Source organism: uncultured Succinivibrio sp. (genome assembly GCF_902756765.1).
Taxonomy (GTDB): Bacteria; Pseudomonadota; Gammaproteobacteria; order Enterobacterales; family Succinivibrionaceae; genus Succinivibrio.
The window spans coordinates 1-22,814 of the sequence record NZ_CACVSS010000029.1 but is presented as its reverse complement, the minus strand read 5'-3'; the positions used below and the strand labels follow the sequence as shown (position 1 = coordinate 22,814).

The following is a 22,814-nucleotide window of genomic DNA, read 5'->3' as shown; positions in this document are numbered from 1 at the left end:
CCTAATATTTAATCTAAATTCCAGTCAATCTTATATTATCTGTTAAGATTGTTAGGAATTACGTCTGGCAGATAGTGGGTATTGGTTCCTCTTACATCTGATATCTTGCGAATATTGATAGAGTAGAATCCCTTGAATTCGACGTTCAGCCCGATGATCATATCATTTTCATGACGTCTTTTTGTCCAGTCGTATTTGAGGTAATTCTCATACACTAGAGCAATAGAGTAGCAGCATTCGTCATATCTGATGCCCAGCTTGGTATCAATGTTGTAGTTCTGCTCAAGATCTCTGTATGAAGCTCCAAACAGAGTCCAATATGGATTCATTGGTAAAGATGCTGTTACACCAACTTGTGACAGGTTTCTTACAATATTAGGCTTGTCAACCTGATAGTTTCCATTTTTCAAATATCTGTAGGTAACACCTGTCTTAAAGCCTGTTGCTTTGTTTGTGTAGTGAATTCCGCCGTTATAAGAATTGAACTCGTTATTCTCTGGATCATATTGAGCTTGAGCGTGATAGTTGAAAGACTTGTAATCTGCATTGAAGCTGGCTTCAATCGGACTGGTGTGTTTGTTTTCATTGCTATAGGCGTAGTATTCGTTAAGCTTTACACGCTGCTTGTCCATGTTGTAAGCCTGGGCCAGAGAAAATCTCATGACTTCGCGATCATGAGAGTCTAAAAGTCTGGTTGTAAATCCTGCTGTAACAGTATTGAGATTTGCTATTCTGTCGATACCTGCATAACGCATAGGTGAGAACAGAGTGTAGTACTCGTCATATCTGCTGGTGGTGTCATACAGGGGAATATTTCTCTGATCCCTATATGGAATGTACATATACTTTAATTCAGGCTCCAAGGTCTGAGTATGGTTCATGTCCAGAACCTTACGTTCCAGAGTCGTCTTGGCCTTAGCCTCTAAAAGATAGAGACTTCTGGTTAGAGAATCCTGAACTTTTGCATAGCCTAGTCTCTGCTGATAGGCATTGCTTAAATACTTTAGATCTGACTGGTTATAGTGTGTTAGAAAACCGGTTGCTCCGAAATCTACAGTTGTTCCATATGAATCAAATGCATTGTATTTTATAGATGGTTGCAGATGCATTCTGTCCATATAAAGATTCTTTTTATCGGAGGTGTATTTTTCTATACTGAATTTTGTAGCTTCACCTTGCATCTTATAGATGAATCTTCCGAATGTATCATACCCTCTCAGTTTTACCTGAGGCAGCATAGCAAAAGGTTTATAGGTATTGAAGCTAGAGGTAGAGTACATATTCTGATACTTTCTCAGTTCCACTGACACATCATATTTATCCTGATCATAGACACCTCGGAGAGACTGAACCAGACTAGAGTCGGTAACTGCGGCATCTTTTTGAGTTATGTCACTAAGATAGGTATAGTCTCCTTCTCTTACTTTTGAGTAATCCAAAGTGAATACTAAATCATTCTCTAGAAAAGTCAGAGAATCCTTTAGATTCAGGAACCATCGTTTTCGGTCGGAAGAATTTCCTGTTTGAGTGTAGGCTTGTCCGTTTGAATTGGTTACTACTCTTGTGAACTTAGGATCATCTGGAAGATAGGTTCCCTTAATGGATCCTGAGAAATTGGAAAATGGCAGATATCTGATTTCTGCATCGTATTTATCTCCATGTTCAGGATCGTGTCCTGTGGTTATGGTTGCATCATAGTTAGGTGCAAGGTTGAGATACAAAGGCAACTCATAGCCAAATCCTTCATCTGTATTATACTCAACACTTGCAGGCAGCAGACCAGTTTTTCTCTTGTTGGTTACAGGGAAGTTTGCATAAGGAGTGTAGAATACAGGAACTTTTCCTACGTAGAAAACATCATTCCAGGCAGAACCAAAACTGTCTCCATCATCAATTTCAACAGAAGTGGAGGACATATGCCAGGAGCGTTTGTCTGCCGGACAGCCTGATAGTGTTGCTCCTCTTAAAATTTTTGTTCCTTTTGCATTGTCAAACTCATATTCATCAGCATCGCCATTGAGCACAGAGCCGTTTAACTGATAAACAGTATTGGTGCCCTTTACAGTTTTTTTCTCAAGATTGTATTCCACTGGATCTTTTGAGGTGGTTGTGTACTGACCAGAGCTTATGGTGGAGCTACCTTCTGCGGTCAGAGTTTTATTCTCTCCATTGTAGGTAGCCTTGTCTGCAAGAATTTTCTTGTCTCCCTGCACTATCTCAACCTTTCCTGTGTAGGTCAGAACCTGTTTGTCTTTCTGGGAGATGTCTCCTGATACCTTGTCTGATGTGACGGTAACAGGTTCGGTATGAACATCATACTTCATTGGGGCACGATAAGATGGAACCCCATAGAAACAATCTATTGACTGTCCCGAGATAGGAGAGCTAGGAGCTGCTCTCCATGGTTGGTTTATTCTTTTGATAAGCCTCATAGGGAAGGTTGAGCTTTCAGCGTAGTTTCTGTTGAGAAGATATTCTTCAGCAGCAGAAGTATTCATCTTCTCCATGGTTTTTGTTGAAAAATTGGTGGTTTTTTCTATTCTTAGAAATTCATTTTCCTTGACCACTTTAGTTTCAACGTCATACTTTGAAGAAACTACAGTTTTATCGTCATTCTTTGAGTTGTTTGCTGTTTCAACATAGCCACCTTTGACAACACTTCCAGATATTGTTTCCTGCTGTTCTGACTGAATATCTGCATATGCTGATGAACACAGTGCCAGACTTACAGCTACTGAAAGTGTGGCAAGTGCAATTTTTTGTTTCCCTGCTGTTTTCAAGGTAAAATCCTGTTAATTATTGTTAGTCTCTATCCTGGCAGCTTCTGAATTCTACGTTGTTTATATCGCCGCCATCTTCATCCTGATCCAGGGATGTTCCTTTGATGAATCTCTTGTTTGATACCCAGGCACCAAGTTCTGCCATTCTGCATCTTTGTGAACAGAAAGGACGGAAAGGATTACTTTTATCGTAAATAACCTCTCTGTTGCAGGTAGGGCATTTTACCTTCACCGGCTCATTATCGTTTTTTACATCTGTATTTAAATCTTCAGGAGCAAGATGTGCTTCCTCAAGGATTTCATCAAATGTACCTTCTGGTAGTAAATCTCTTAAACTCATTTTTTTTATTGTTGTAAGTTGCCTTTGATGTAAGCGATTTTAAATGGTATATCTCCAACAGGAGCTCCTTTTTCAAAAGGAAGGAATCGGATGTTTACTCTTGACTGGAATCCGCTTACAACTGGATAGGCCTGTATGGAAGAATCATACTGTATGTTAATTAGATCACATGTATCAGCGGTTTCCTGCATGAATCCGCTTTTTGCAATCTTATCTGTAGGATTTGCACATAAACGCCACAGGTACAGAATTGTGTAAACCGGAACTTTGATGCAGTCTAGTTCGTGCATCCATGCTTCTAAACGATTCTTCTTAACTTCTAAAGGCTGATGAATCCAGAAATCAAACATTGGTGTATCGAAACAGTTTATGCCTCCAGGAGTCAGAAATCTTGGTTTGATAAGTTCAATAATCGGATCATCCTTTAGAACAGTTCTCTGTCTGGTGAATGTATCTAGAAAATCTTTTGCATATTTAATCTTATCTCTAAGGGAGGAAACATATTCTGTATCACACTCTGGATCCTCAAGCCAGTTTCTTAGCTGACCGTCGCATCTATCAAGATCTTTTAAAAGATCAATCTTTATGGCACTCGAGCCGTCTACAAGGTCTATGAAATCAACAATACAGCGTAGTGCAAACATTACATGCTGAATTGAGTCTAAATCAGTACATTCTTCGGCACTTTTGATGACGCGTTCGAGTTTTAAATATGTTCTTGCTCTAGAACTTAAAGGGAAATCGTAATTAAACATGATCCAAAGAATCTCTATCTTTTTACCTGTGATGACATGTGTTTATATTCATTGTGTAATTTTAGCACGACATTGAGCTTTTTATCTAAGGGAGAATCGTCAGATTCGATCAAATCATCTGCTTTTTTTACTCTGTATTCTCTGCTTACCTGATTTTCAATCATTGAACGTGCCAGTTCTATTGAAATATTGTCTCTTGCCATTACTCGTTTGAGCTGCAGGTCGTCATCCACGTCCACTACCAGAATTCTGTCCACAAGAAATTCGAGTTTATGTTCAAAGAGCAGGGGAATCATGGCGATAACGTAGTCTGAGTGATAACTGAAGATCTGCTTCTTCAGTTCCTTGTGAATTGCTGGTGCCATTAGGCTGTTTAGTACCAGAAGCTTACTCTTGTCATGCGGATCAAATACTATTTCTCTGAGTCTGCGGCGGTTTAGTGATCCGTCCTCTTTTAAGATATCTTCACCGAATTCTCCTGCCAGCACTTTCAGAAGCGGACTTCCTACTTTAACCACGTCTCTGGCAACTTTATCCGCATCCACTACAGGAACTCCCAGTGATGCAAAAAGGGATGCAATTGAGGTTTTTCCGCAGGCAATGCCTCCGGTCAGTCCTACCACAAATGGTCTTTTCTCTGATTCTGCTTCTGCTGTTTCCATAAACAAAGGCTCTTTCAAATTTTATTTTGTAGCTTATCTCTTTTTATCTAAATTATGTGTAAAATAAGCGGAGATTTTTAAGTTTACTACTATTAAGTTTAAATTGGGTTTATCGTGAATTCTACTAAAAAAATAATGATAACCTCAGTTGCTGCAGCTTTTTTACTGACATCATGTTCTTCAAACAACGCTCCTGTAGCATCTCTGGTTCCTGGCAGCTTTTCTGTTAACAGCAAAGCTGTATATCTTAGAGGGGAAATGAATGATTATGAGGTATCAGAGTCATACCGTTTACGTAAGGATGATGAGGATACCTACTGCACAGTAGCAACTCTGCGTGCTGACTGGGCCCCATATAAGTTCAAGTTTGCCGATGCTGACTGGACTGACGGTTCAAACTTCGGTTACAGAAATCCTCCAGGAGTTCTTCATGAAGGTTCAGCTCCGATTGAGCTTTCTTCCAATTCAAAATTCGAAGAGGTTAGCTTCTATCCAAAATCAGACGGTGTATACAGATTCTGTCTGATAAAGAATGGCAGCAGTTTCTATGCCAGTGTACAGAAGACCTCCCATCGCTCACTGCTGTCAATGTCACAGCTGATGAAGCTATCAAGGGCAAATTAGATTGTTTTTTTGTAAAGCATCTTCTGAGAGTTTTTCCCTGGTATGAGTATTGATGAATCAGAACGTATTCTTGTAGGCTTTAGTGATTTTCTTCTGCTTGAAAAGGGTATGTCTGATTCCACTATAAAGTCATACCTGAGTGATGTTAGACTTTTCTTTACTTATCTTACTCAGACTAATTCTAGAATTCTTCCCTTTACAGCTGGGGATATTGAGAATTTTCTTAAGAATAAGGAAAACTGGGAACCTTCCTCGGTAGCCCGTTTTCTTGTTTCCCTTCGCTGTGCCTGTGTTTATCTGAAAACAGATCATCAGATTGAAGTTGATCCATGTGCTCATATTGAAAATCCAAAACTTATAAGGCATATCCCAACGGTTCTGTCTGAAGCCAGTGTAGAGGCGTTTCTTAATGCTCCTGATCCTGGCAGTCACACCGGTTTAAGAGATAAGGCTATGCTGGAAACCCTGTATGCTACAGGTCTTCGTGTAAGTGAGCTGGTATCATTAAAGTTTGATAACGTGAATTTCTCAGACGGTTTTATCATTGTAAGAGGTAAGGGAGATAAGGAACGACTGGTTCCTCTGGCAGAATCTGCTCTTTACTGGATTGACACCTACGTCTCAACGTTGAGAAAGACCAAAGATCCCAAAGGTAGCTGTCCCTATATTTTTCTATCGGGAAAGGGCATTGCTCCCATGACCAGAAATGCTTTCTGGTACAGAATAAAAAGCTACTGCAGTGAACTTGGTATTACTTCAAATGTGTCTCCACATACCTTCAGGCATGCCTTTGCCACACATCTTCTTAATCATGATGCCGATTTAAGATCAGTTCAGATGCTTCTAGGTCACTCAAGTCTTCTGACTACTCAGATCTACACGCATGTGGCAACAGCACGTTTACATCAGGTTTATGATAAGGCTCATCCTCGCTCAAAGAAAAATACTGTAGAATAAGAATAGATTAAGTATTTTTGTTTCGAGTTATGAAGCTTACATATAGAAATCTTTTTACTGATAAAAATAAGATTGACTATTCTGTTGTAAAAAACGGAAGCAGTCAGTTTCTTTGTCTTCAGGGAAAGAAAACTGCAGAGGCTCGAATCAAAAAGGCCTATATGTGCGCCAGTTTCTTCCACCCTGAACTAAAAGATCATTTTCCAGAACCCATAAGTTTTAACAGTGGTGATGAGAATAATCTCTGTACTGCTCTTTTTTCCTACAGTGAGTCCGGCTTTCTTACTGACTTCCTATCTGTGGTACCCAAAGAATGGCAGTATGCTACCGGACGAAAGCTAGGCCGTATTCTTAAGGAGATGCATTCTGTTCCTTTGTCAAAAGCTCAAAGTGAAAAGGCCGTAAACCGTCATGAAAGTTTTATGGAGAATCTTGCAGAATACATCTCAGCTCTGCCGCATTTTAAAAACGATAAATATGCACTTGAGGCTATATCTCAGCGCTTTGACAATTTCAGTGTGTTTAGAACCGTCATGCGGTATGGTTCCCTAAATCACGGTAAAGTTCTGATTACCCGTGACTCCTCACTCATTCTGCTTCCTTCCTATACATATGGCCCAGGTGATGCCTGCGAAGATTTTGCAATGCTGGAGTTTGAGACTGCCGGTCTTTATCCTCTATTCTGCGCCGGGGTTGTGGATGGCTATTTTTCAGGAGTGATCCCTTCTGTATTCTGGACCCGCTTTGCTCTTTACAGTGCCATGTATTCTCTATGGAAGAGTGGCAAGGTTGCATCTAAAAGCAAATCCATGTTTATTAAGATGCAGCAGAATGTGGATCGTATTCGCGATGATTTTTCTGATTTCTTAAAACCAATACCTAAATGGTACTCAGCTGCTGAACTTAAGACTATAAAAGTGAAAGCAAGAAAGCTTTAGAGCCAGTGTTTTTTTTATGCGAAGGTTCAGAAAGGGTATAAATACCGATTATGCGAAGGTTCAAGGGGGCTTCCGGCGGCAAAGATAAGAAAGGATGGGACTGAGCCCATCCTTGTGTGAACTGTTTCTAAGTGAAAGATTACTTGTTGTCTTTCTTCTCTTCAGCCTTCTTGATATCAACAAGCTTAACATTGAATACAAGAACTGAATTTGGCTTGATGAACTGGCCAACAGCATTCTCACCATAACCAAGAGATGCAGGGATGTACAGTTCGTACTCTGAACCAACGTTCATTAACTGTAGACCTTCAATCCAGCCTGGGATCATGTTGTCCAGAGGGAAATCTACTGGCTTGGTCTGCTCGTCGAATACGTTGCCGTCAATGGTTGAACCCTTGTAGGTTACGCTGATGGTATCGCCCTTAACAGCCTTAGGACCTTCACCCTGCTTGATTACCTTGTACTGTAAGCCAGACTTGGTAGTTACAACACCTTCCTTCTTGGCATTCTCATCTAGGAATTTCTTGCCGGCATTCAGATTATCTTCAGCAGCTTTCTTTGTCTCAACCTCGATCTTCTCCTGAATCTTCTTGTCTAAATCCTTAAGAATGGTCTCAATCTCTTCTCTCTTTAAAGATGAAACTGAATTAACACCATCTGTGAAACCGGCGATAACTACATCTGAAGGGATCTCTCCGATCAGCTGCTCCTGGTTCTTTTTCATCTGAAATACGTACTCACCTAAAGAAGCACCGATTGCATAGGCTGCTTTCTGCTCAAATGAGCTGTCTTTGGTTAATACATTAGATGCCTGAGCCTTTGAACCTTCGTTTAACTGATATTTGTGGTCGCATGCGCTTAGGGTTAGTACTGAAGCTGCTACAATTGTTGCCATAGCAGTTTTTGCAAATAACTTATTCAAGTTTTTCTCCATTATTGTTCTTATTAAAAATGTTCGAAAGGTTTTTCTCTATAATCGACCATTTTACCATGTTTTCTCAATTCTAAAGTACCATTTTTAATGGTTCCGATACGTTTTACCGGTACATTAAAACTATGGGCAAGAGTATTGAGTCTGTTTTCAAAAGATTCATTCATGGTAAATAGTAATTCGTAATCACCACCACCGTACAAACACAGATGCTCCTGATAGTCATCCGGTAGGTTGTATTCTTCAAATTCTGGTGGTTTTGGCAGTTCTTCCAGGTTAATCTCAGCTCCGACCTTAGATGACTTGAGAATATGAGACAGATCACCTATAAGTCCGTCGGAAATATCGATTGCGCAGGAGCTAATTTCACTTAGAGCAGAGGCAAAAGCACATCTGTTATCAATCAGCATTCCCTTTTCATAACAGTGATTAAAAATACTATCATATTCTTTGTTAAGGCTTAGTTTTTCCATAAGCCTGCAGATGTGAGCGCTTCTGTAGCCAAGGTCAACCGCAAAGGCAGGAAGACCTAAGGTTCCGGTTATATATATACCGTCGTTTTCCTTTGCATTTGCTCTTTTCATGGCACAGCCCTTTTTTATCAGCCCATAGGCACTTATGGAAATAGACAGCGGACCTTTACTAGTATTACCTCCAATCAAAGGAAGATTTAACTTTGAGGCTAGAGAATAAAGTCCTCTTGAGAACTCCTCCAAAAAGCTCTCATCAGCATCTGGCATATTGATAGACAGAGTAAAGCAGTAAGGCTTGGCTCCCATTGCGGCAAGGTCTGAAATATTTACCAGAAGAGATTTGTATCCTAGAAGGAAAGGGGAAGTATTTTTAAAAAAATGAATTCCTTCATTTTGAGTATCAGTTGTAATCGCCAGCTCATACTCTGAAGGAATACTGATTAGTGCGCAGTCGTCACCAATTCCGAGAGAAATTCCTTCACCTCTGTCATTGGAGGTGAAGTACTTTTTTATTAGTTCAAATTCACTAATAGCCACTTGTCAGGCCTTATTTTTTGATAGCCTTTACTACTTTATCCAGTACGCCATTAACAAATTTGTGACTGTCCTGCTCTGCAAACTCTTTTGCAAGAAGGATAGACTCGTTGATAACAACTCTGTATGGAACTTCCTGACGGAACATCAGCTCAAAAGTTCCAACACGTAAAACAGCCTTATCAACCTGATCCAGTTCCTCTAAAGGACGGCTTAAATGAGGAGCGAATGTTGCATCGATCTCATCAACATTATTGATAACACCAGAAATCAGATCGTGTAGATACTCAAGATCTGCTCCTCTGATTGGCTGATCTTCAAGAAACTGCTTTTCGATTTCAGTTGCAGAATAACCAGTCAGCTGCCACTGATAAATAGCCTGTAAAGCAAAATGTCTTGCCTTGTGGCGCTGAGCAGGTGTAACTGAACCTTCTGTAGAATCCATCTTAAATAATTACCTATAATTAGAACTGTTTAATAATATTTACCATCTCAAGTGCAGAAGAAGCTGCTTCTGAGCCCTTGTTGCCTACATGAGATCCCGCTCTCTCTAATGCCTGTTCTAAGGTATCAACTGTCAGTACACCATTAGCAACCGGTACAGAGTGTCTTAGTGATACCTGTGAAATGCCCTTTGAACACTCGTTGGCAACAACCTCGAAGTGATAGGTTGAACCACGAATTACACATCCTAGAGCAATAATTGCATCATATTTTGTTGATGCAGCAATCTTTTCGCATACAACTGGAATTTCAATTGCACCTGGAACACGGACAACAGTGATGTTCTCCTCTGGAACCTCACCTTCACGCTTTAAGGTATCTAAAGCGCCGTCAAGAAGACGTTCGTTGATTAGGCTGTTGAAACGAGATACAACAATAGCGAATTTGCCATCTTGGCAAGGCTTCTTGCCTTCGATAAATTTGACAGACATATGATCTCCAATATACCAATGACTATCTTCCCGTTCTCAATAGACTGAACCATGTCAGTATGTATGTTTTGTCCGAGACAGATTGTCCTGTTCTTTGTCGAATTAGTTTTTTCAACGCAGAGAATTATATCATCTTTTTTAATTAGATCACGGTTCTCATAAAATCGCGGTTTTCTAAAAAAAATGATGAAATGTTTTGTATAAGCCTCTGCTGATAATGAATTCTGTTGTGTTTTAGAAACCGTTTTTAAGAAGTGTTTCCATGGTAATGCCTGATTTAGCAGGCTTTTTCTCTTCATTGCTCTGTAGAAACAGTCTCTCCAGGTATCTTGCAAGTACATCGACCTCAAGATTTACACGAGAACCTGGTTCAAAGTTTCCAAAGTTGATTGAATCCTGAGTATGAGGGATCAGTGTGAGTCTGAAGGTATCCCCTTCAATTTCATTTACAGTCAGGGAAACTCCGTCAACAGCGATTGAACCCTTGTGTGCAATGTATTTTAAAAGTTCCTGAGGAGCTCTGATCCATACGTTGATGGCATCATCCAGCGCTGCTTTCTTTACGACCTCTCCGACCCCGTCAACATGTCCCTGCATGATGTGACCTCCAAGATGTGTACTTGGAGTACATGCCAGCTCAAGATTGATTTTCTGACCGCGAGTGTAGTGAGAAAAACAGGTATGTTCAACTGTTTCTGCAGAAATATCTGCGTAAAAGCAGTTTCCTGACATTTTTGTTACGGTAAGACAGACTCCATTGTTTGCAATTGAGTCTCCTAACTTAACTCTTTGGCTTAAATTAAAATTATCTGTGGTTTCAACGACAATTTCATAGCCATTTCCTCTTTTGGATAATGACTTTAAAATGCCTACAGATTCAACAATTCCTGTAAACATGCGGAAGCCTCGATACTAGTACTGAACGGAGGTGTAGTGAAGCAGAACATCTGAACCTATCTTTCTGCATTTATGCAGATAGAACTGTCTGCAGTTATCTAAAGATAGGGCATTTTCGATGCTGAATGCATTTTGTCCGTCAGATCCTAACATTTTTCCGGATATAAATGCATAGATTTCATCGCAGAAATTTTCGTTAATGAAAGCGGATGTAAGTTTCTGTCCGGCTTCAACCATGACACGACGAATTTTTAAGGTGCCAAGATAACGCAACACTGTCTCAATATCCGTGTGCCCGTTTTTTACTGGTACCAGAAGGCGGGTGACATGCTCGGTAAGTTTTTCCTCTTTAAGATACTTTGAAGCATCCTCGGTTCCGTTGACCCATAGGACATCTCCTGAGGAGAAGATTTGATATCGGTTCAGTTCAAGAATACCTTTTGTATCCAGGATTACCTTTAGAGGCTGACGAATGAACTCTTTATCGATTTTAGCGAGTTTCTTCTCTGAGAAATTCTCATAGCGGACATTCATCTGCGGATTGTCGGCAATAACAGTGTTTACTCCGGTAATAATACAGTCAGACTTGGCTCTGATATCCTGAACCTTAGCTCTGCATCTGTCATTGGTTATCCACTTGCTCTGTCCGTTAGCAAGAGCTGTTTTGGCATCCAGTGACATTCCGACTTTTACACTTACGTAAGGGTAATCTCCGGTTATAGCCTTGAAGAAAGCTCGATTTAAGAACAGAGATTTTTTCTCCAGAACGTGTTCAACAACCTCAATTCCGGCCTTTCTCAGAATTTCAAAACCTCTGCCACAAACCTGTGGATTTGGATCTCCTGCGGCAACGACAACTCGTGCAACCTTCATTTCAACAAGTTTGAGCGCGCAAGGAGGTGTTCTTCCATAATGAGAGCATGGTTCTAAAGTAACATATGCTGTTGCACCCTCAACATCATAGTTGGCATCCTTTAAAGCCATAATCTCAGCATGTGGCTGACCAGCCTTGTGATGGTAACCTTTTCCGATTACTTTACCATCCTTAACAATGACACATCCTACCGGTGGGTTGGGGTAGGATGTGTATAAACCACATGATGCAAGCTTTAGGGCCTGCATCATGAATTTTTTATCAGTCTTTGATACTGAATTCAAAGCGTAATCCCCGGTTAGTCTTTGTATACTGGGAACTTTGCACATAGAGCCTTTACACGGTCACGGCACTTTAGAATAACTTCATCATTCTGATAGTTATCTAAAACGTCGCACATGATAGATGCCAGCTCTTTGATTTCAGCCTCTTTGAAACCTCTTCTTGTACATGCAGGAGTACCTACACGGATACCTGAGGTAATGAATGGAGAACGTGGTTCACCAGGAACTGTATTCTTGTTTACGGTGATGAAAGCCTTTCCTAATGCAGCCTCTGCATCCTTACCAGTCATTTCAAGACCGATGAAGTCCATCAGGAACAGGTGATTATGAGTACCGCCTGATACAACCTTGTATCCGCGCTTCATAACTTCTTCTGCTAAAAGCTTGGCATTGGCTACAACCTGTTTCTGGTACTCAACATACCATGGCTCCATTGCCTCCTTGAAAACAATAGCCTTTGCAGCAATGATGTGCTCAAGAGGACCACCCTGTGTGCCAGGGAAGATTGCAGAATTCAATTTCTTGTAGATAGTTTCGTCGTGGCAGTTTGAAAGAATAAAGCCAGAACGTGGTCCACCTAATGACTTGTGAGTGGTTGAGGTTACAACATGAGCATGGTCGATTGGGCTTGGATATACGCCTGCAGCAATCAGACCTGCTACGTGAGCCATATCAACAAGCAGATATGCACCTACTTCATCAGCAATTTCGCGCATTTTAGCCCAGTCTACAATTCCTGAGTATGCAGAGAAACCAGCGATGATCATCTTTGGCTTGATTTCCTGAGCCTGCTTACGGATTGCTTCGTAGTCCAGCTCTCCAGCCTCGTTAACCTCGTAGCCGTATGACTTGTAAACCTTACCTGAGAAATTAACTGAGCTTCCGTGGGTCAGGTGACCACCTGAAGAAAGTGACAGACCTAATACAACATCACCTGGCTGACATAATGCTGCGTATACTGCATTATTAGCCTGTGAACCTGCATGAGGCTGAACGTTAGCAAAATCGCACTTGAATAGTTTGCAGGCTCTGTCAATAGCCAGCTTTTCAACGATATCAACGTATTCACATCCACCGTAGTAACGCTTTCCAGGGTAACCTTCAGCGTATTTGTTGGTTAACTGTGAACCTTGTGCTTCCATAACACACTTGGAAGCATAGTTTTCTGATGCAATCAGCTCGATGTGATCTTCCTGACGCTGATTTTCGCCGCTTATTGCTGACCAAAGCTCTGGATCGTATTCTGCAATTGATTTAGCTTTGTTAATGAAGCTCATTGGATTTCCTCAGTATTGTTTAGTGTTGGTATGCAGATGTTCTTAACATCTGCATAAAAAAGAAGACAGGCTTATTTTATCATTTTTTTTGAACTGGCTAGCATTTTATTTATTAATGCTCATCTTTAGATCAGTGCTTAATTCTGCCTGAAAAGCAGAAAAATCTCTTCTGAGAAAGGTATTGTTTCTCAATAGGAGGCAGGCTTAAGAATGTATTGGAGCAATTGTTCCTGAGAACTGTCTGTCTGCTTTCCTTGGTTCCTGGTTTCTGTTTAAAGCGTAAACCGACAGAGAAGCTACTATGCACAGAATGATGTCTATGCTCCATAGAAGGTCATAGCTGTGAGTCTTTTCTACAATCTGACCTGCGACATTGGAGCTTATAAAGCTTCCAACCTGATGGAAGATAAAGGCTATTCCAAACAGTATGCCCAGCATCTTAAGACCATAACGGTTTCTGATAATCTCGGATGTTGGACTTACTGAGGCATCACAGGTCAAGCCGATACATACTGAGAACAGAATTACGCTGATAACACTTTTGGGCATTAAAAACATGAAGGCAAAGGCAGCAACTGCTCTTAACAGATAGACTGTTCCTAATACATTCTTAAGAGAAAATACTCTGTAGCATAAACCGCAGATGACCGCACCGAGCATTGTGGAGATTCCTATCAGGGAATAGCTTAGTGTTGCGACGTTATCTGTTATGCCGTATGAGATGAACTGGGAGTACAGATGTGTTTGCAGAATTGACATGTGAAATCCGCATACAGCAAAACTTAAAAGCATGATTATAAAGGTTCTGTCATGCAGAATATTCACAAAGGATTCCATATCCAGTCCACGTTCAGTTTCAGCGGTTGCAGCTATGACCTGTTTGCGGTTTGACAGCCATAGACTTACAGGAATGATGATTAGAGTCAGAGCTGACAGCGTTAATAAGGTTGTCTGAATTCCAAAGTTAGAATTAAGCACATTCATAAATGGGCAAAGAAACATTGAACCAACACCGGTTCCTGCATTAACAAATCCTGAAACTGCAGTGGCCCGGGCAAGTCCAAGCGCAGGAGTGGCAACAGCCATCATCAGACCGAAACAGGTACCGCCTGTTCCTGTATGGAAAAGGACTCCAAGAAAAACAGTAAGTGCGGCAACACTGGTACAGTAAGGCGTAGCCATGAGGCCAACAAACATCAGGAGACAACTTAATGTCAGCATGAAACCGTAGGATTTTTTCAGTGCCAGATAAGCGAACAGAGGCTGAACTAGACCATAGATCAACTGACCTAGGGCCAGAACAAAACTAATCTCAGGGTAGGATACTCCGCTGTTTTGCATAATTGGATTTAGAAGCAGGGCAAGATTAGAGCGTATACCTGAGCTTACAGCATAAACTAGACATGCGCAGAATGCGATCATGCACACATAGAAGAATCTCAGTTTTCTGATGCTCATTATCAATACCTCAAAATATCTTTTATAAAGATAGATTAAAGGTAAATCTTTTATTAGTAAAACAAATTTATCTTATTGATGTATTAGAAAATCTAATAATTAACTGTAAGTTGATGATCAGGTACTGATGATGAGTAGAATTTGTCCGGTATACAGTCGTGAGCAGAGATTAAACTTCTCACGACAAAAGTAGAGTTTGCTACATTCTTCGATTGGTTCTTGGAGGAATTCTGGTTCCGATCTGCGTCATTGGATGTTCAGGAGGAAGAGCGCATTTAACGTCAAGACTATCTGCTGAGAAGAACTGTTTGTCATACTGGGCAATGACTTCGATGGTGTCATCCTTGTGTACAAAGGACCAGTCCTTATCTCTGTTTAACTCAATTTCTATAGTATCTCCATTTTCATCTGTGAATTCGTATTTATCTTCGCCAAAGTATTTTGTAACTTTTCCTTTTACTCTGACAATTTCTTCGTCTTTCTCGTTCTTGAGATCTCTTATGGCGATAATATTGAGTTTTTTCTCGAAGCCTGCAGGCTGTCCTTTGAATTCTGATTCACATGATCTAGGAGTATTAGTTATACCTTCAGCTTGGACTGTTGAAATATTTGCTAGCAATATAGAAGCTGCACTAAGCAAAAATAATCCTTTTGTCATAAAATCTCCATATGCTATGAAATACGGTTGGTAATTATAGTAGAGTCATCTTAGTCTCAACTTAGTCCAATCACTGATTACTACAAGTTTTTCTGTTTCTGGTTTTTGTACAATGAATAGATATCTGGCATTACACAAAATTATCGAACTTGGAAATTTTACCAAGGCCGCTTCAGCAATGAACTGTACACAGTCTGCAATAAGTCAGATGATTTCCTCTTTAGAAGATGAACTGAAGATAAAACTGCTTAACAGATCTAAATCAGGTATCTCTCTTACCAAGGAGGGCGAAAGATTATACCCCCATATACAGCGTCTTGTATACGAATACAGAACAGTAAAAGAACATGCTCAGGAAATAAGAGGCCTTGAAACCGGAACAATCAGAATCGGAACTATGGGAAGTATTTCTACGCACTGGCTGCCGATTCTGATCAGTGAGTTTAAAAAGAAATATCCTGCAATTGAATTTGTACTCCTTGAAGGAGACTATGTATCAATTACTGAATGGATTAAAACCGGTGCTGTCGATTTCGGTTTTGTTAATCCGGATGCCGTTAGTGGTATTAAGACCTCTCCCGTAAAGGATGGCCGTATGATGGCTGTTCTACCTCCAGGACACCCTTTGGCAGAAAATGAGATTGTATCCCTTAAGGATTTAGGAAAGGAACATTTTATCCTGCTTGAAGAGGGAAATCATTCCGAGCCACTGATTGCATTTAAGGAGCAGGGCATACATCCTAAAATAAGTTATGTCATCCATGATGATTACACCATCATGAATATGGTCGAACAGGGGCTGGGGGTAAGTATGCTTGCAGAGCTGATGCTCAAGAGAATAGCCTACAATCTTGAGCTAAGGCCAACTGAGCCTCCGGTTATTAGAAAGATGGCGATAGGCTACAAGGACAGACTGTCCCTGACCATTGCAGCAAGAAGATTTATTGAACTTCTAAAAGAGAATATGGATAAGCTACCTTGATATCTCTACGTAGAGAACAAGGAACTTTCGGAAATATTTGGAAATCCTGAGTGAAGAAATATGGAGCAGCCATTAACTGATCATAGAATCTGTTTGTTGTTCAAAAAAAGATTCTATTGCCTTGCATCGGTGACTAACTGATTATTTGCTGCAAGAGGATCTTCACCAAACTTGTTTGGTCCGGATGTACCTTTCAGACAGAAACATATAATGTAACCAATTACCAGCAGGTTATTAATCAGCGGAATTAAGCTTAATACAAGGAATAAAATCAGCCACCATCCGCTTACGTTCAGGTCATGCATTCTTCTAACCGTGACAGCTATAGATGGAACCAAAAGTCCTACGAGTGCAATGATGAAAATCGCGATCATCAGATAGGCACCAATCATTCCTGTAAATACGGTAAGAACCCCTCCAACGATGCTCAGTCCAATATAAAGAAGATTTACAAAAAGGATATACCACCAGTACTCGGAACGGCAGGCTCTACCAGAGAAATCAGAATATTTTCTTTTAAGCACCGTGTAGAGAGCCCATCTGAAAGAAAACTTCGGAGATCTGCCGGCTTCTTCAATTTTTGGCTGGATCTGTTTTGTAAAGTCATGAACCGTTTCTTCGAATCTGTCTGTGATTGTTTCTTTCTGTTTGCGACCGCATTTTGGACAGAACTATCCTTGTGAACTGGTTAATTTAAAAAATAATTCTTTGAATTATCCATATGTTACTACTCTGGAAGGCATCTTTTGATCATAAGCTCAAAAAAAATGGGTTAAGACTCAAAAAATGATTTAGAAAAACTATGAATATAAAATTTTTTGACTACTCTGATATAAGGATATATGCGAAAAAATATAAAAAATCACGGAAAAATTTGGGGATTTTAAGAAAAAATGCGCCACTTTCACTTAAAAATGATAAAATGCGCGGATTAAGATATTCGGGAGTCAAATTTTGGCAAAGCATTCAATTTTAGTTGTTAACGGACCAAACCTTAATCTGCTGGGTGTTCGTGAGCCTCAGATTTACGGTCATACATCATTAAAAGATCTTGAAAATCATCTTAAAGATGTTGCAAAGGAATTGGATGTAGATATCGAGTGTTTTCAGTCAAATTCTGAGGGCGATATCGTTACTAAAATTCAGGATTCTAGATTAAACAAAGATTTTGTTCTCATAAATGCCGGTGCCTACACTCATACCAGTGTCGCAATACGTGATGCTCTGACTGGAGTGGATTTGCCTTTTTATGAGATACATATTTCCAATGTTCACAGAAGAGAAGAATTCAGGCATCATTCTTACCTTTCTGATGTGGCCGTTGGTGTCATTGCCGGTTTCGGACTTAATGGTTACGAGTATGCCTTGAGAGCTGCTGTCGAGTTCTTAGGTCGTAATCGTTAAGATTAGAAATAACTAAATTAGGATATTTTATGCAAATTGATATTCATAAGATTGCTAAGCTTATTGAGATTGTTTCAAAATCAGATGTTTCTGAGATTAACTTAAAGCAAGGCGAAGAAGAGTTAAAGATTACTCGTGAAAAGGCTGTCGCTCAGTCTGTTCAGACTGTAATTTCTGCTCCAGTTGCAGCTCCTGTTGTACAGTCCGCACCTGCAGCTGCCGCTCCAGCTCCAGCTCCAGCTGCAGCTCCAGCTGCAGCACCTGCAGCTCCTGATGCTGCTAAGCTTATGAAGTCACCAATGGTTGGTACTTTCTACCGTTCAGCCAGCCCAACCGCAGCTCCTTTCGTTGAGGAAGGCGCTTCTGTTAAGGAAGGCGATACTCTATGTATTATTGAAGCTATGAAGATGATGAATCAGATTCAGGCTGACCGTTCAGGTGTAATTAAGAAGATTTTGGTTGAGAATGGCTCAGCTGTTGAGTTTGACCAGCCTCTATTCGAGTTTGAATAATAACTGAGAGTAAACCTAAAATATGAAACTTGAAAAAGTTCTTATAGCTAACCGCGGTGAGATCGCTTTACGTATCTTACGTGCTTGCCGTCAGTTAGGTTTAAAGACTGTTGCAGTTCATTCAACAGCCGATAGAGATCTGTTACATGTTAAGCTTGCAGATGAAGCTGTATGTATCGGACCTGCAGCTCCAAAGGATTCTTATCTGAACATTCCTTCAATCATTGCTGCAGCAGAAGCAACAGGTGCTAATGCAATTCACCCTGGTTATGGTTTCCTATCCGAAAATGCTGATTTCGCCGAAATGGTAGAGAAGTCAGGTTTTGTTTTCATTGGACCAACTGCTGATACTATTCGTCTGATGGGCGACAAGGTATCTGCAAAGAAAGCTATGCAGAAAGCTGGTGTTCCTTGTGTTCCTGGTTCAGCAGGTGCATTAGGTGATGATTTTGAAGAGAATCGTCAGCTGGCTAACAAGATTGGCTACCCTATTATTATTAAGGCTGCCGGTGGCGGTGGCGGACGCGGTATGCGTGTTGTAAGATCAGACGCTGAACTTGAGGAGTCAATTGCTCTGACTCGTCGTGAGGCTGATATGTTCTTCAACAACCCTGCTGTTTACATGGAGAAATTCCTTGAGAACCCACGTCATGTTGAGTTCCAGGTATTATCCGATGGTCAGGGCCATGCAGTATACCTAGGTGAGCGTGACTGCTCAATGCAGCGTCGTAATCAGAAGGTTTTAGAAGAGGCTCCTGCTCCATTTATTTCTGAGGAGCAGCGTCGTACCATTGGTTCTCGCTGTGCAAAGGCCTGCGTGGACATTGGATACCGTGGAGCCGGTACTTTTGAATTCCTATATGAAAACGGTGAGTTCTATTTCATTGAAATGAACACCCGTGTTCAGGTTGAGCACCCAATTACCGAAATGATTACCGGTGTTGATATTGTACGTGAGATGATCTCTGTATGCGCTGGTAACCCACTTTCAATTACTCAGGATGACGTTAAGATTAAAGGACATGCATTTGAGTTCCGTATCAATGCAGAAGATCCTTCAAACTTTATGCCTTCTCCAGGTGAGATCAAGTATCTTCATGTTCCTGGTGGTCCTGGTGTTCGTTGGGATAGCCATGTTTATCAGGGCTATAAGGTTCCACCTCACTACGACTCATTAGTTGGTAAGTTAATTGTTTTCGATGATACTCGTGAGCAGGCTCGTGTACGCGGTCTTGAGGCTCTTGATGAGCTTGTATTAGAAGGAATTAAGACCAATATTCCTCTGCACGAAGATTTACTGAATGATCCTGTTGAGATTAAGGGTGGCGCAAGCATCCATTATCTTGAAGAGAAGCTTGAGGCTGCTAAGGCAAACAAGAAGTAATCTAAATCGACAATTACTGCAAAGAAATCCATCTCTGTGTATAGTAGGGATGGATTTTTTTTGTCTCAAAAAATGAAATTTCTAGTCCTGTATCATTGATGTCAATTCATCTAAATCAGGAGAACCAGTGTATCTTCTGATAACATTTCCTTTCTCATCTAATACCAGAAGGAAAGGAACACCGATGATATTAAAGGTTTTTGTCAGTTCTTCGTTTGAATGACTTGCTGGATCTGTAATATCAAATCTGACTCTATTCATATCGGAAGTCAGATCCAAAAACTCATCACTGGCATATAGTGTTTTATCAAGTTCATGACAGTTTGCACACCACTGCGCAGAGAAGGTAACCAGCGTTTTCTTACCGCTATATTTACTTAAGTCAGAAAGCTTATGGACCAGAGTAAAGTTTTTGTTTGTAACTTGTGAGGTTCCTGTATATACAGCAGCATAGATTGCCCAAAATGAGAAAAAAGCTAGCATAAGAATATAGGACAGCTTTTTGCTTCTGAACATTACTCCAATAAAGTACGCTCCACAGCTGGCATAAACAGCTGGCTCAATATATCTGTTCAGATCTCCGAAAAGATGCTGACAGATATAGTAGGCGCCCAAAAATAGAGGAATTGCGAACAGTCTTCTTATCTTCTCTGTATGATTTTTCAGCTTTGAAATATATTTAGCTCCAAAGAATCCGATTATAAGCAGAGGAAGTCCCATTCCAAGACCAATGAATAGGAACATCAGCACGCCTTTTAAAACTGAATTGGAGGTAATGATATATACAAGTGCTCCTGCAAGAGGTGCACTGGTGCAAGGAGTTGTAATCAGAGCAGATAAAGCTCCAAATATAAATGCCTTGGCAAGGGTTCCTTCTTTCTGTCGATTGATAGCAATCTGTAGCGAGTTATTGAACATCAGTGGAACCTTCAGGTTGATAAGCCCTGCACAGTCCAGAGTAAAGATAAATAGAATTGAACTGAGAATTATAATAGAAACTGGATGTTGAAGAATTCCATGAGCAGATACTCCAATCTCGGCAAATACTAGGCCTAGTACACAGTAGGTCAGGGCTAGGCCAAGAATGTAGATTATGTTCTGTTTTATCTTATGGGTAGCTGAAACGTATTTTGATCCCATTATTGTCGCAGAGTAGATCGACAGCAGAGGCAGTACACATGGAGTCAGATCAAGGGCAACACCGAATACCAGACAGAGGAGAAGAATAATCAGAAAATTATCGTAGCCACTGAAAATTCCCTTTTCCTGATTCAGATTAGAAGAAGGAAGTTTTTCCATGTTTCCTTTGATATCCTTTTCAAGGAATAGATCTCTCGTCTGGGTAGGATAGCAAATTCCCTGACTGTCACAGCCTCTGTAGTTGAAGCTGACGATATTTCCTGCTTTTCCTTCAATAATCTGGGCATTAATTGTTACCGGTTCCATATACACTTCATTGGTCCCGCTTACATCCTCATGCATGATGCCATCTGGAAGTTTATCTGTGCTTAGTATTACATCAGGAGCGTTAAATCCAATGGAGTCTTTATATATATAAGAACCGTTTTTTATGTGAATGTTACATTTGATTAAGTCGTTGTTCAGCCAACATTCGGATGAGAATGGAAGCTCTTCCTTTGCAGCAGAACCAAGTGCATACAGTTTGTCTAGGTTAATCTCTGCAAAGGAGCTAATGGAGTAAAAAAAAGTTAACAGTGTAATAAATAATCTGAGCATATATCTTTCCTTATTAACTGCATAATATCAAAATTTACGCATCCAGATTAGTTAATTTGGAGAGAAAAGGTCAGATATCAGAAAACGTCAACTAAACTTAAGGTAAGAAGCGTATGTGAGAATTTTTTATGACAATAATAAATGCCTGCTGGCTTTTTATAAAAAGCTATTTTTCAAAGTTGTATGCTGTCTATTTTATAAGGTGGCAAATTTCAACTGTTGTTATGATGCCATTCATGTATGTTCTGGATTCCATGGGACTTCCTGTAATTCCAAATCTTATAATTGCTCAGACAATTGGTTCAATAATCTTCTTCAGACTGGACAAACTTATTTTTAATTTTTTCGACAGAATTAAGAAAAGAAAGCATAGTAATACAGAATAGCAACATAAAATCTCAGTCCAATTGAAAAGAAAGCATAGTAATACAGAATAGCAACATAAAATCTCAGTCCAATTCTCTCAACCCAAAAAAAACTTTTTTCTGAACATTCATCTTTTTATTTATGTTTTTGAAAAAAAATGCCCCCCTTACGTGTAGAGCCTCAAATTTGTCGGATATTATATTTTTTTTGTTATTTTGAGGTATTGAAATGTCTAATTTGTTACTTGAACTTGAGAAAGATCCTCGAATGGCTCAAATCCATCAGGAGGTTATTAGATCTGAAAAGATTTCTACAACCAATGATATCTTTGCCAAAAAGCTTTTATCTAGAAAAAGTATTCTGATAGATTTCTTAAATTCAGTGCTCAATAGAGCAGAAGAAAAGAAAATTCTAGATCTGGTCTATAATAACAATGAGATTCTAGGATTAAGCGCAAATGACAAAAGTTCAAGACTTGATATTACCTGCACATTGGCATCTGGCGAGAAGGTAAATCTTGAAATTCAGGTACTGAACGAAAAAGCATGGATTGAAAGAAGCTTGGTCTATTGGAGCCGATTGTATACAAATAACCTGAAGCGTGGTGACAAATACCTGAATATTGCTGCTGTTATTTGTATCCATCTGCTAAAATTTAACTTGTTTGATGAAAATAAGAATCCTAAGCCACACAGTATAGCAAAGCTCTGTAATCTAGAAGATGGAAAACCTATTACAGATTTAATCGAGTTTCACTTTTTGGAGTTAAAAAAATTCTCCAAAAAAAGAATTTCTTCAATGAGTAGAGCAGAAAAATGGCTGGCTTTCTTTTCAGGAAAATTAAACGGAGAGGAAGAAAAACTTATGAAAAAAGATAAGATTTTCGATGAAGCTTTTAATCTTCGAGATAATTTTGTAAAAGATCCTGATGAGTATCTTGCCTATTTGAAAAGAGAAATGGAACTTATGGATTATGACAATGCTCTTTATGAAGCTGGCCTAGATGGAGAATCACGAGGTATCGAAAAAGGAAAAGCTGAGGGGCTGATTCA

Annotated in this window: 24 protein-coding genes; 9 read left to right on the top strand and 15 right to left on the bottom strand. The window is 39.9% G+C overall.

Annotated elements, in window-relative coordinates; genetic code table 11:
• Positions 1-35: 35 nt before the first annotated feature.
• The 4 genes from lptD to coaE are packed head-to-tail and all read right to left on the bottom strand — an operon-like array spanning position 36 to position 4,537.
• Positions 36-2,780 carry an LPS assembly protein LptD gene (gene lptD / locus QZU45_RS05910; protein WP_295352809.1) on the bottom strand — a complete coding sequence of 915 codons (2,745 nt, stop codon included), beginning with the start codon at positions 2,778-2,780 and terminating at the stop codon, positions 36-38.
• 22 nt (positions 2,781-2,802) lie between these two features.
• The gene (locus QZU45_RS05905; RefSeq protein WP_295352806.1) at positions 2,803-3,120 is read right to left on the bottom strand and encodes a DNA gyrase inhibitor YacG; all 318 of its coding nucleotides are present in this window, start codon (positions 3,118-3,120) and stop codon (positions 2,803-2,805) included.
• Between the two features lie 5 nt (positions 3,121-3,125).
• Positions 3,126-3,875, bottom strand: coding sequence for a cell division protein ZapD (zapD, locus tag QZU45_RS05900; protein ID WP_295352803.1), 750 nt, complete (start codon positions 3,873-3,875; stop codon positions 3,126-3,128).
• A gap of 14 nt (positions 3,876-3,889) precedes the next feature.
• The gene (coaE, locus tag QZU45_RS05895) at positions 3,890-4,537 is read right to left on the bottom strand and encodes a dephospho-CoA kinase (protein WP_295352800.1); all 648 of its coding nucleotides are present in this window, start codon (positions 4,535-4,537) and stop codon (positions 3,890-3,892) included.
• Positions 4,538-4,651: 114 nt separating this feature from the next.
• On the opposite strand from coaE, the gene QZU45_RS05890 reads away from it, so the two are divergent.
• From QZU45_RS05890 to QZU45_RS05880, 3 genes are read left to right on the top strand one after another with little or no spacing between them, the layout of a single operon-like run.
• Positions 4,652-5,161 (top strand): pullulanase, encoded by a 510-nt coding sequence (locus QZU45_RS05890; RefSeq protein ID WP_295352797.1) that lies wholly within the window; start codon positions 4,652-4,654, stop codon positions 5,159-5,161.
• A 42-nt stretch (positions 5,162-5,203) separates the two neighbouring features.
• Positions 5,204-6,118, top strand: coding sequence for a site-specific tyrosine recombinase (locus tag QZU45_RS05885; RefSeq protein WP_295352794.1), 915 nt, complete (start codon positions 5,204-5,206; stop codon positions 6,116-6,118).
• A 29-nt stretch (positions 6,119-6,147) separates the two neighbouring features.
• Positions 6,148-7,056 (top strand): hypothetical protein, encoded by a 909-nt coding sequence (locus tag QZU45_RS05880; protein WP_295352791.1) that lies wholly within the window; start codon positions 6,148-6,150, stop codon positions 7,054-7,056.
• Positions 7,057-7,195: 139 nt separating this feature from the next.
• Here QZU45_RS05880 and QZU45_RS05875 read toward each other — a convergent pair whose 3' ends face one another.
• The 9 genes from QZU45_RS05875 to QZU45_RS05835 all read right to left on the bottom strand — a co-directional run bounded on the left by QZU45_RS05875 (position 7,196) and on the right by QZU45_RS05835 (position 15,377).
• On the bottom strand, positions 7,196-7,978 hold the full coding sequence (locus QZU45_RS05875; RefSeq protein ID WP_295352789.1) for an FKBP-type peptidyl-prolyl cis-trans isomerase: 783 nt from the start codon (positions 7,976-7,978) through the stop codon (positions 7,196-7,198).
• A 23-nt stretch (positions 7,979-8,001) separates the two neighbouring features.
• A complete protein-coding gene (thiL, locus tag QZU45_RS05870) occupies positions 8,002-8,997 on the bottom strand; it encodes a thiamine-phosphate kinase (RefSeq protein ID WP_295352786.1) in 996 nt (331 codons plus the stop codon).
• Positions 8,998-9,007: 10 nt separating this feature from the next.
• Positions 9,008-9,439 (bottom strand): transcription antitermination factor NusB, encoded by a 432-nt coding sequence (gene nusB, locus QZU45_RS05865; RefSeq protein WP_074841103.1) that lies wholly within the window; start codon positions 9,437-9,439, stop codon positions 9,008-9,010.
• A 19-nt stretch (positions 9,440-9,458) separates the two neighbouring features.
• A complete protein-coding gene (gene ribE / locus QZU45_RS05860; RefSeq protein WP_074945543.1) occupies positions 9,459-9,929 on the bottom strand; it encodes a 6,7-dimethyl-8-ribityllumazine synthase in 471 nt (156 codons plus the stop codon).
• A 234-nt stretch (positions 9,930-10,163) separates the two neighbouring features.
• Positions 10,164-10,826 (bottom strand): riboflavin synthase, encoded by a 663-nt coding sequence (locus QZU45_RS05855; protein ID WP_295352782.1) that lies wholly within the window; start codon positions 10,824-10,826, stop codon positions 10,164-10,166.
• Positions 10,827-10,841: 15 nt separating this feature from the next.
• Positions 10,842-11,984: a bifunctional diaminohydroxyphosphoribosylaminopyrimidine deaminase/5-amino-6-(5-phosphoribosylamino)uracil reductase RibD gene (gene ribD, locus QZU45_RS05850; protein WP_295352779.1), complete on the bottom strand. Its 1,143-nt coding sequence runs from the start codon at positions 11,982-11,984 to the stop codon at positions 10,842-10,844.
• 14 nt (positions 11,985-11,998) lie between these two features.
• Positions 11,999-13,261, bottom strand: a complete 1,263-nt coding sequence (glyA, locus tag QZU45_RS05845; RefSeq protein ID WP_295352776.1) for a serine hydroxymethyltransferase — start codon at positions 13,259-13,261, stop codon at positions 11,999-12,001.
• Positions 13,262-13,465: 204 nt separating this feature from the next.
• On the bottom strand, positions 13,466-14,719 hold the full coding sequence (locus tag QZU45_RS05840) for an MFS transporter (protein WP_295352773.1): 1,254 nt from the start codon (positions 14,717-14,719) through the stop codon (positions 13,466-13,468).
• Positions 14,720-14,918: 199 nt separating this feature from the next.
• Positions 14,919-15,377 (bottom strand): NirD/YgiW/YdeI family stress tolerance protein, encoded by a 459-nt coding sequence (locus QZU45_RS05835; RefSeq protein WP_074841108.1) that lies wholly within the window; start codon positions 15,375-15,377, stop codon positions 14,919-14,921.
• Between the two features lie 112 nt (positions 15,378-15,489).
• Here QZU45_RS05835 and QZU45_RS05830 point away from each other — a divergent pair, with 112 nt between their 5' ends.
• Positions 15,490-16,359 (top strand): LysR family transcriptional regulator, encoded by an 870-nt coding sequence (locus QZU45_RS05830; protein WP_074841109.1) that lies wholly within the window; start codon positions 15,490-15,492, stop codon positions 16,357-16,359.
• 113 nt (positions 16,360-16,472) lie between these two features.
• Here the strand turns inward: QZU45_RS05830 and QZU45_RS05825 are convergent, their stop codons facing one another.
• Complete coding sequence (locus QZU45_RS05825; RefSeq protein ID WP_295352768.1) at positions 16,473-16,883, bottom strand: DUF805 domain-containing protein; 411 nt, start codon at positions 16,881-16,883, stop codon at positions 16,473-16,475.
• A 427-nt stretch (positions 16,884-17,310) separates the two neighbouring features.
• Here QZU45_RS05825 and aroQ point away from each other — a divergent pair, with 427 nt between their 5' ends.
• From aroQ to accC, 3 genes are read left to right on the top strand one after another with little or no spacing between them, the layout of a single operon-like run.
• Entirely contained in the window at positions 17,311-17,763 is a 453-nt protein-coding gene (gene aroQ / locus QZU45_RS05820) for a type II 3-dehydroquinate dehydratase (RefSeq protein ID WP_177189535.1), read from the top strand.
• Between the two features lie 35 nt (positions 17,764-17,798).
• Entirely contained in the window at positions 17,799-18,275 is a 477-nt protein-coding gene (gene accB, locus QZU45_RS05815) for an acetyl-CoA carboxylase biotin carboxyl carrier protein (protein WP_295352841.1), read from the top strand.
• 22 nt (positions 18,276-18,297) lie between these two features.
• Positions 18,298-19,659 (top strand): acetyl-CoA carboxylase biotin carboxylase subunit, encoded by a 1,362-nt coding sequence (gene accC / locus QZU45_RS05810; protein ID WP_295352765.1) that lies wholly within the window; start codon positions 18,298-18,300, stop codon positions 19,657-19,659.
• An 81-nt stretch (positions 19,660-19,740) separates the two neighbouring features.
• Here the strand turns inward: accC and QZU45_RS05805 are convergent, their stop codons facing one another.
• Positions 19,741-21,396: a cytochrome c biogenesis protein CcdA gene (locus tag QZU45_RS05805; protein WP_295352761.1), complete on the bottom strand. Its 1,656-nt coding sequence runs from the start codon at positions 21,394-21,396 to the stop codon at positions 19,741-19,743.
• Between the two features lie 128 nt (positions 21,397-21,524).
• Between QZU45_RS05805 and QZU45_RS05800 the strand changes: the two genes are divergently transcribed.
• Together QZU45_RS05800 and QZU45_RS05795 are read left to right on the top strand one after the other, a co-directional pair.
• Complete coding sequence (locus tag QZU45_RS05800) at positions 21,525-21,782, top strand: hypothetical protein (protein ID WP_295352759.1); 258 nt, start codon at positions 21,525-21,527, stop codon at positions 21,780-21,782.
• 208 nt (positions 21,783-21,990) lie between these two features.
• Positions 21,991-22,814: Rpn family recombination-promoting nuclease/putative transposase (locus QZU45_RS05795; RefSeq protein WP_295352756.1), on the top strand; the 824-nt coding region annotated here is incomplete at its 3' end.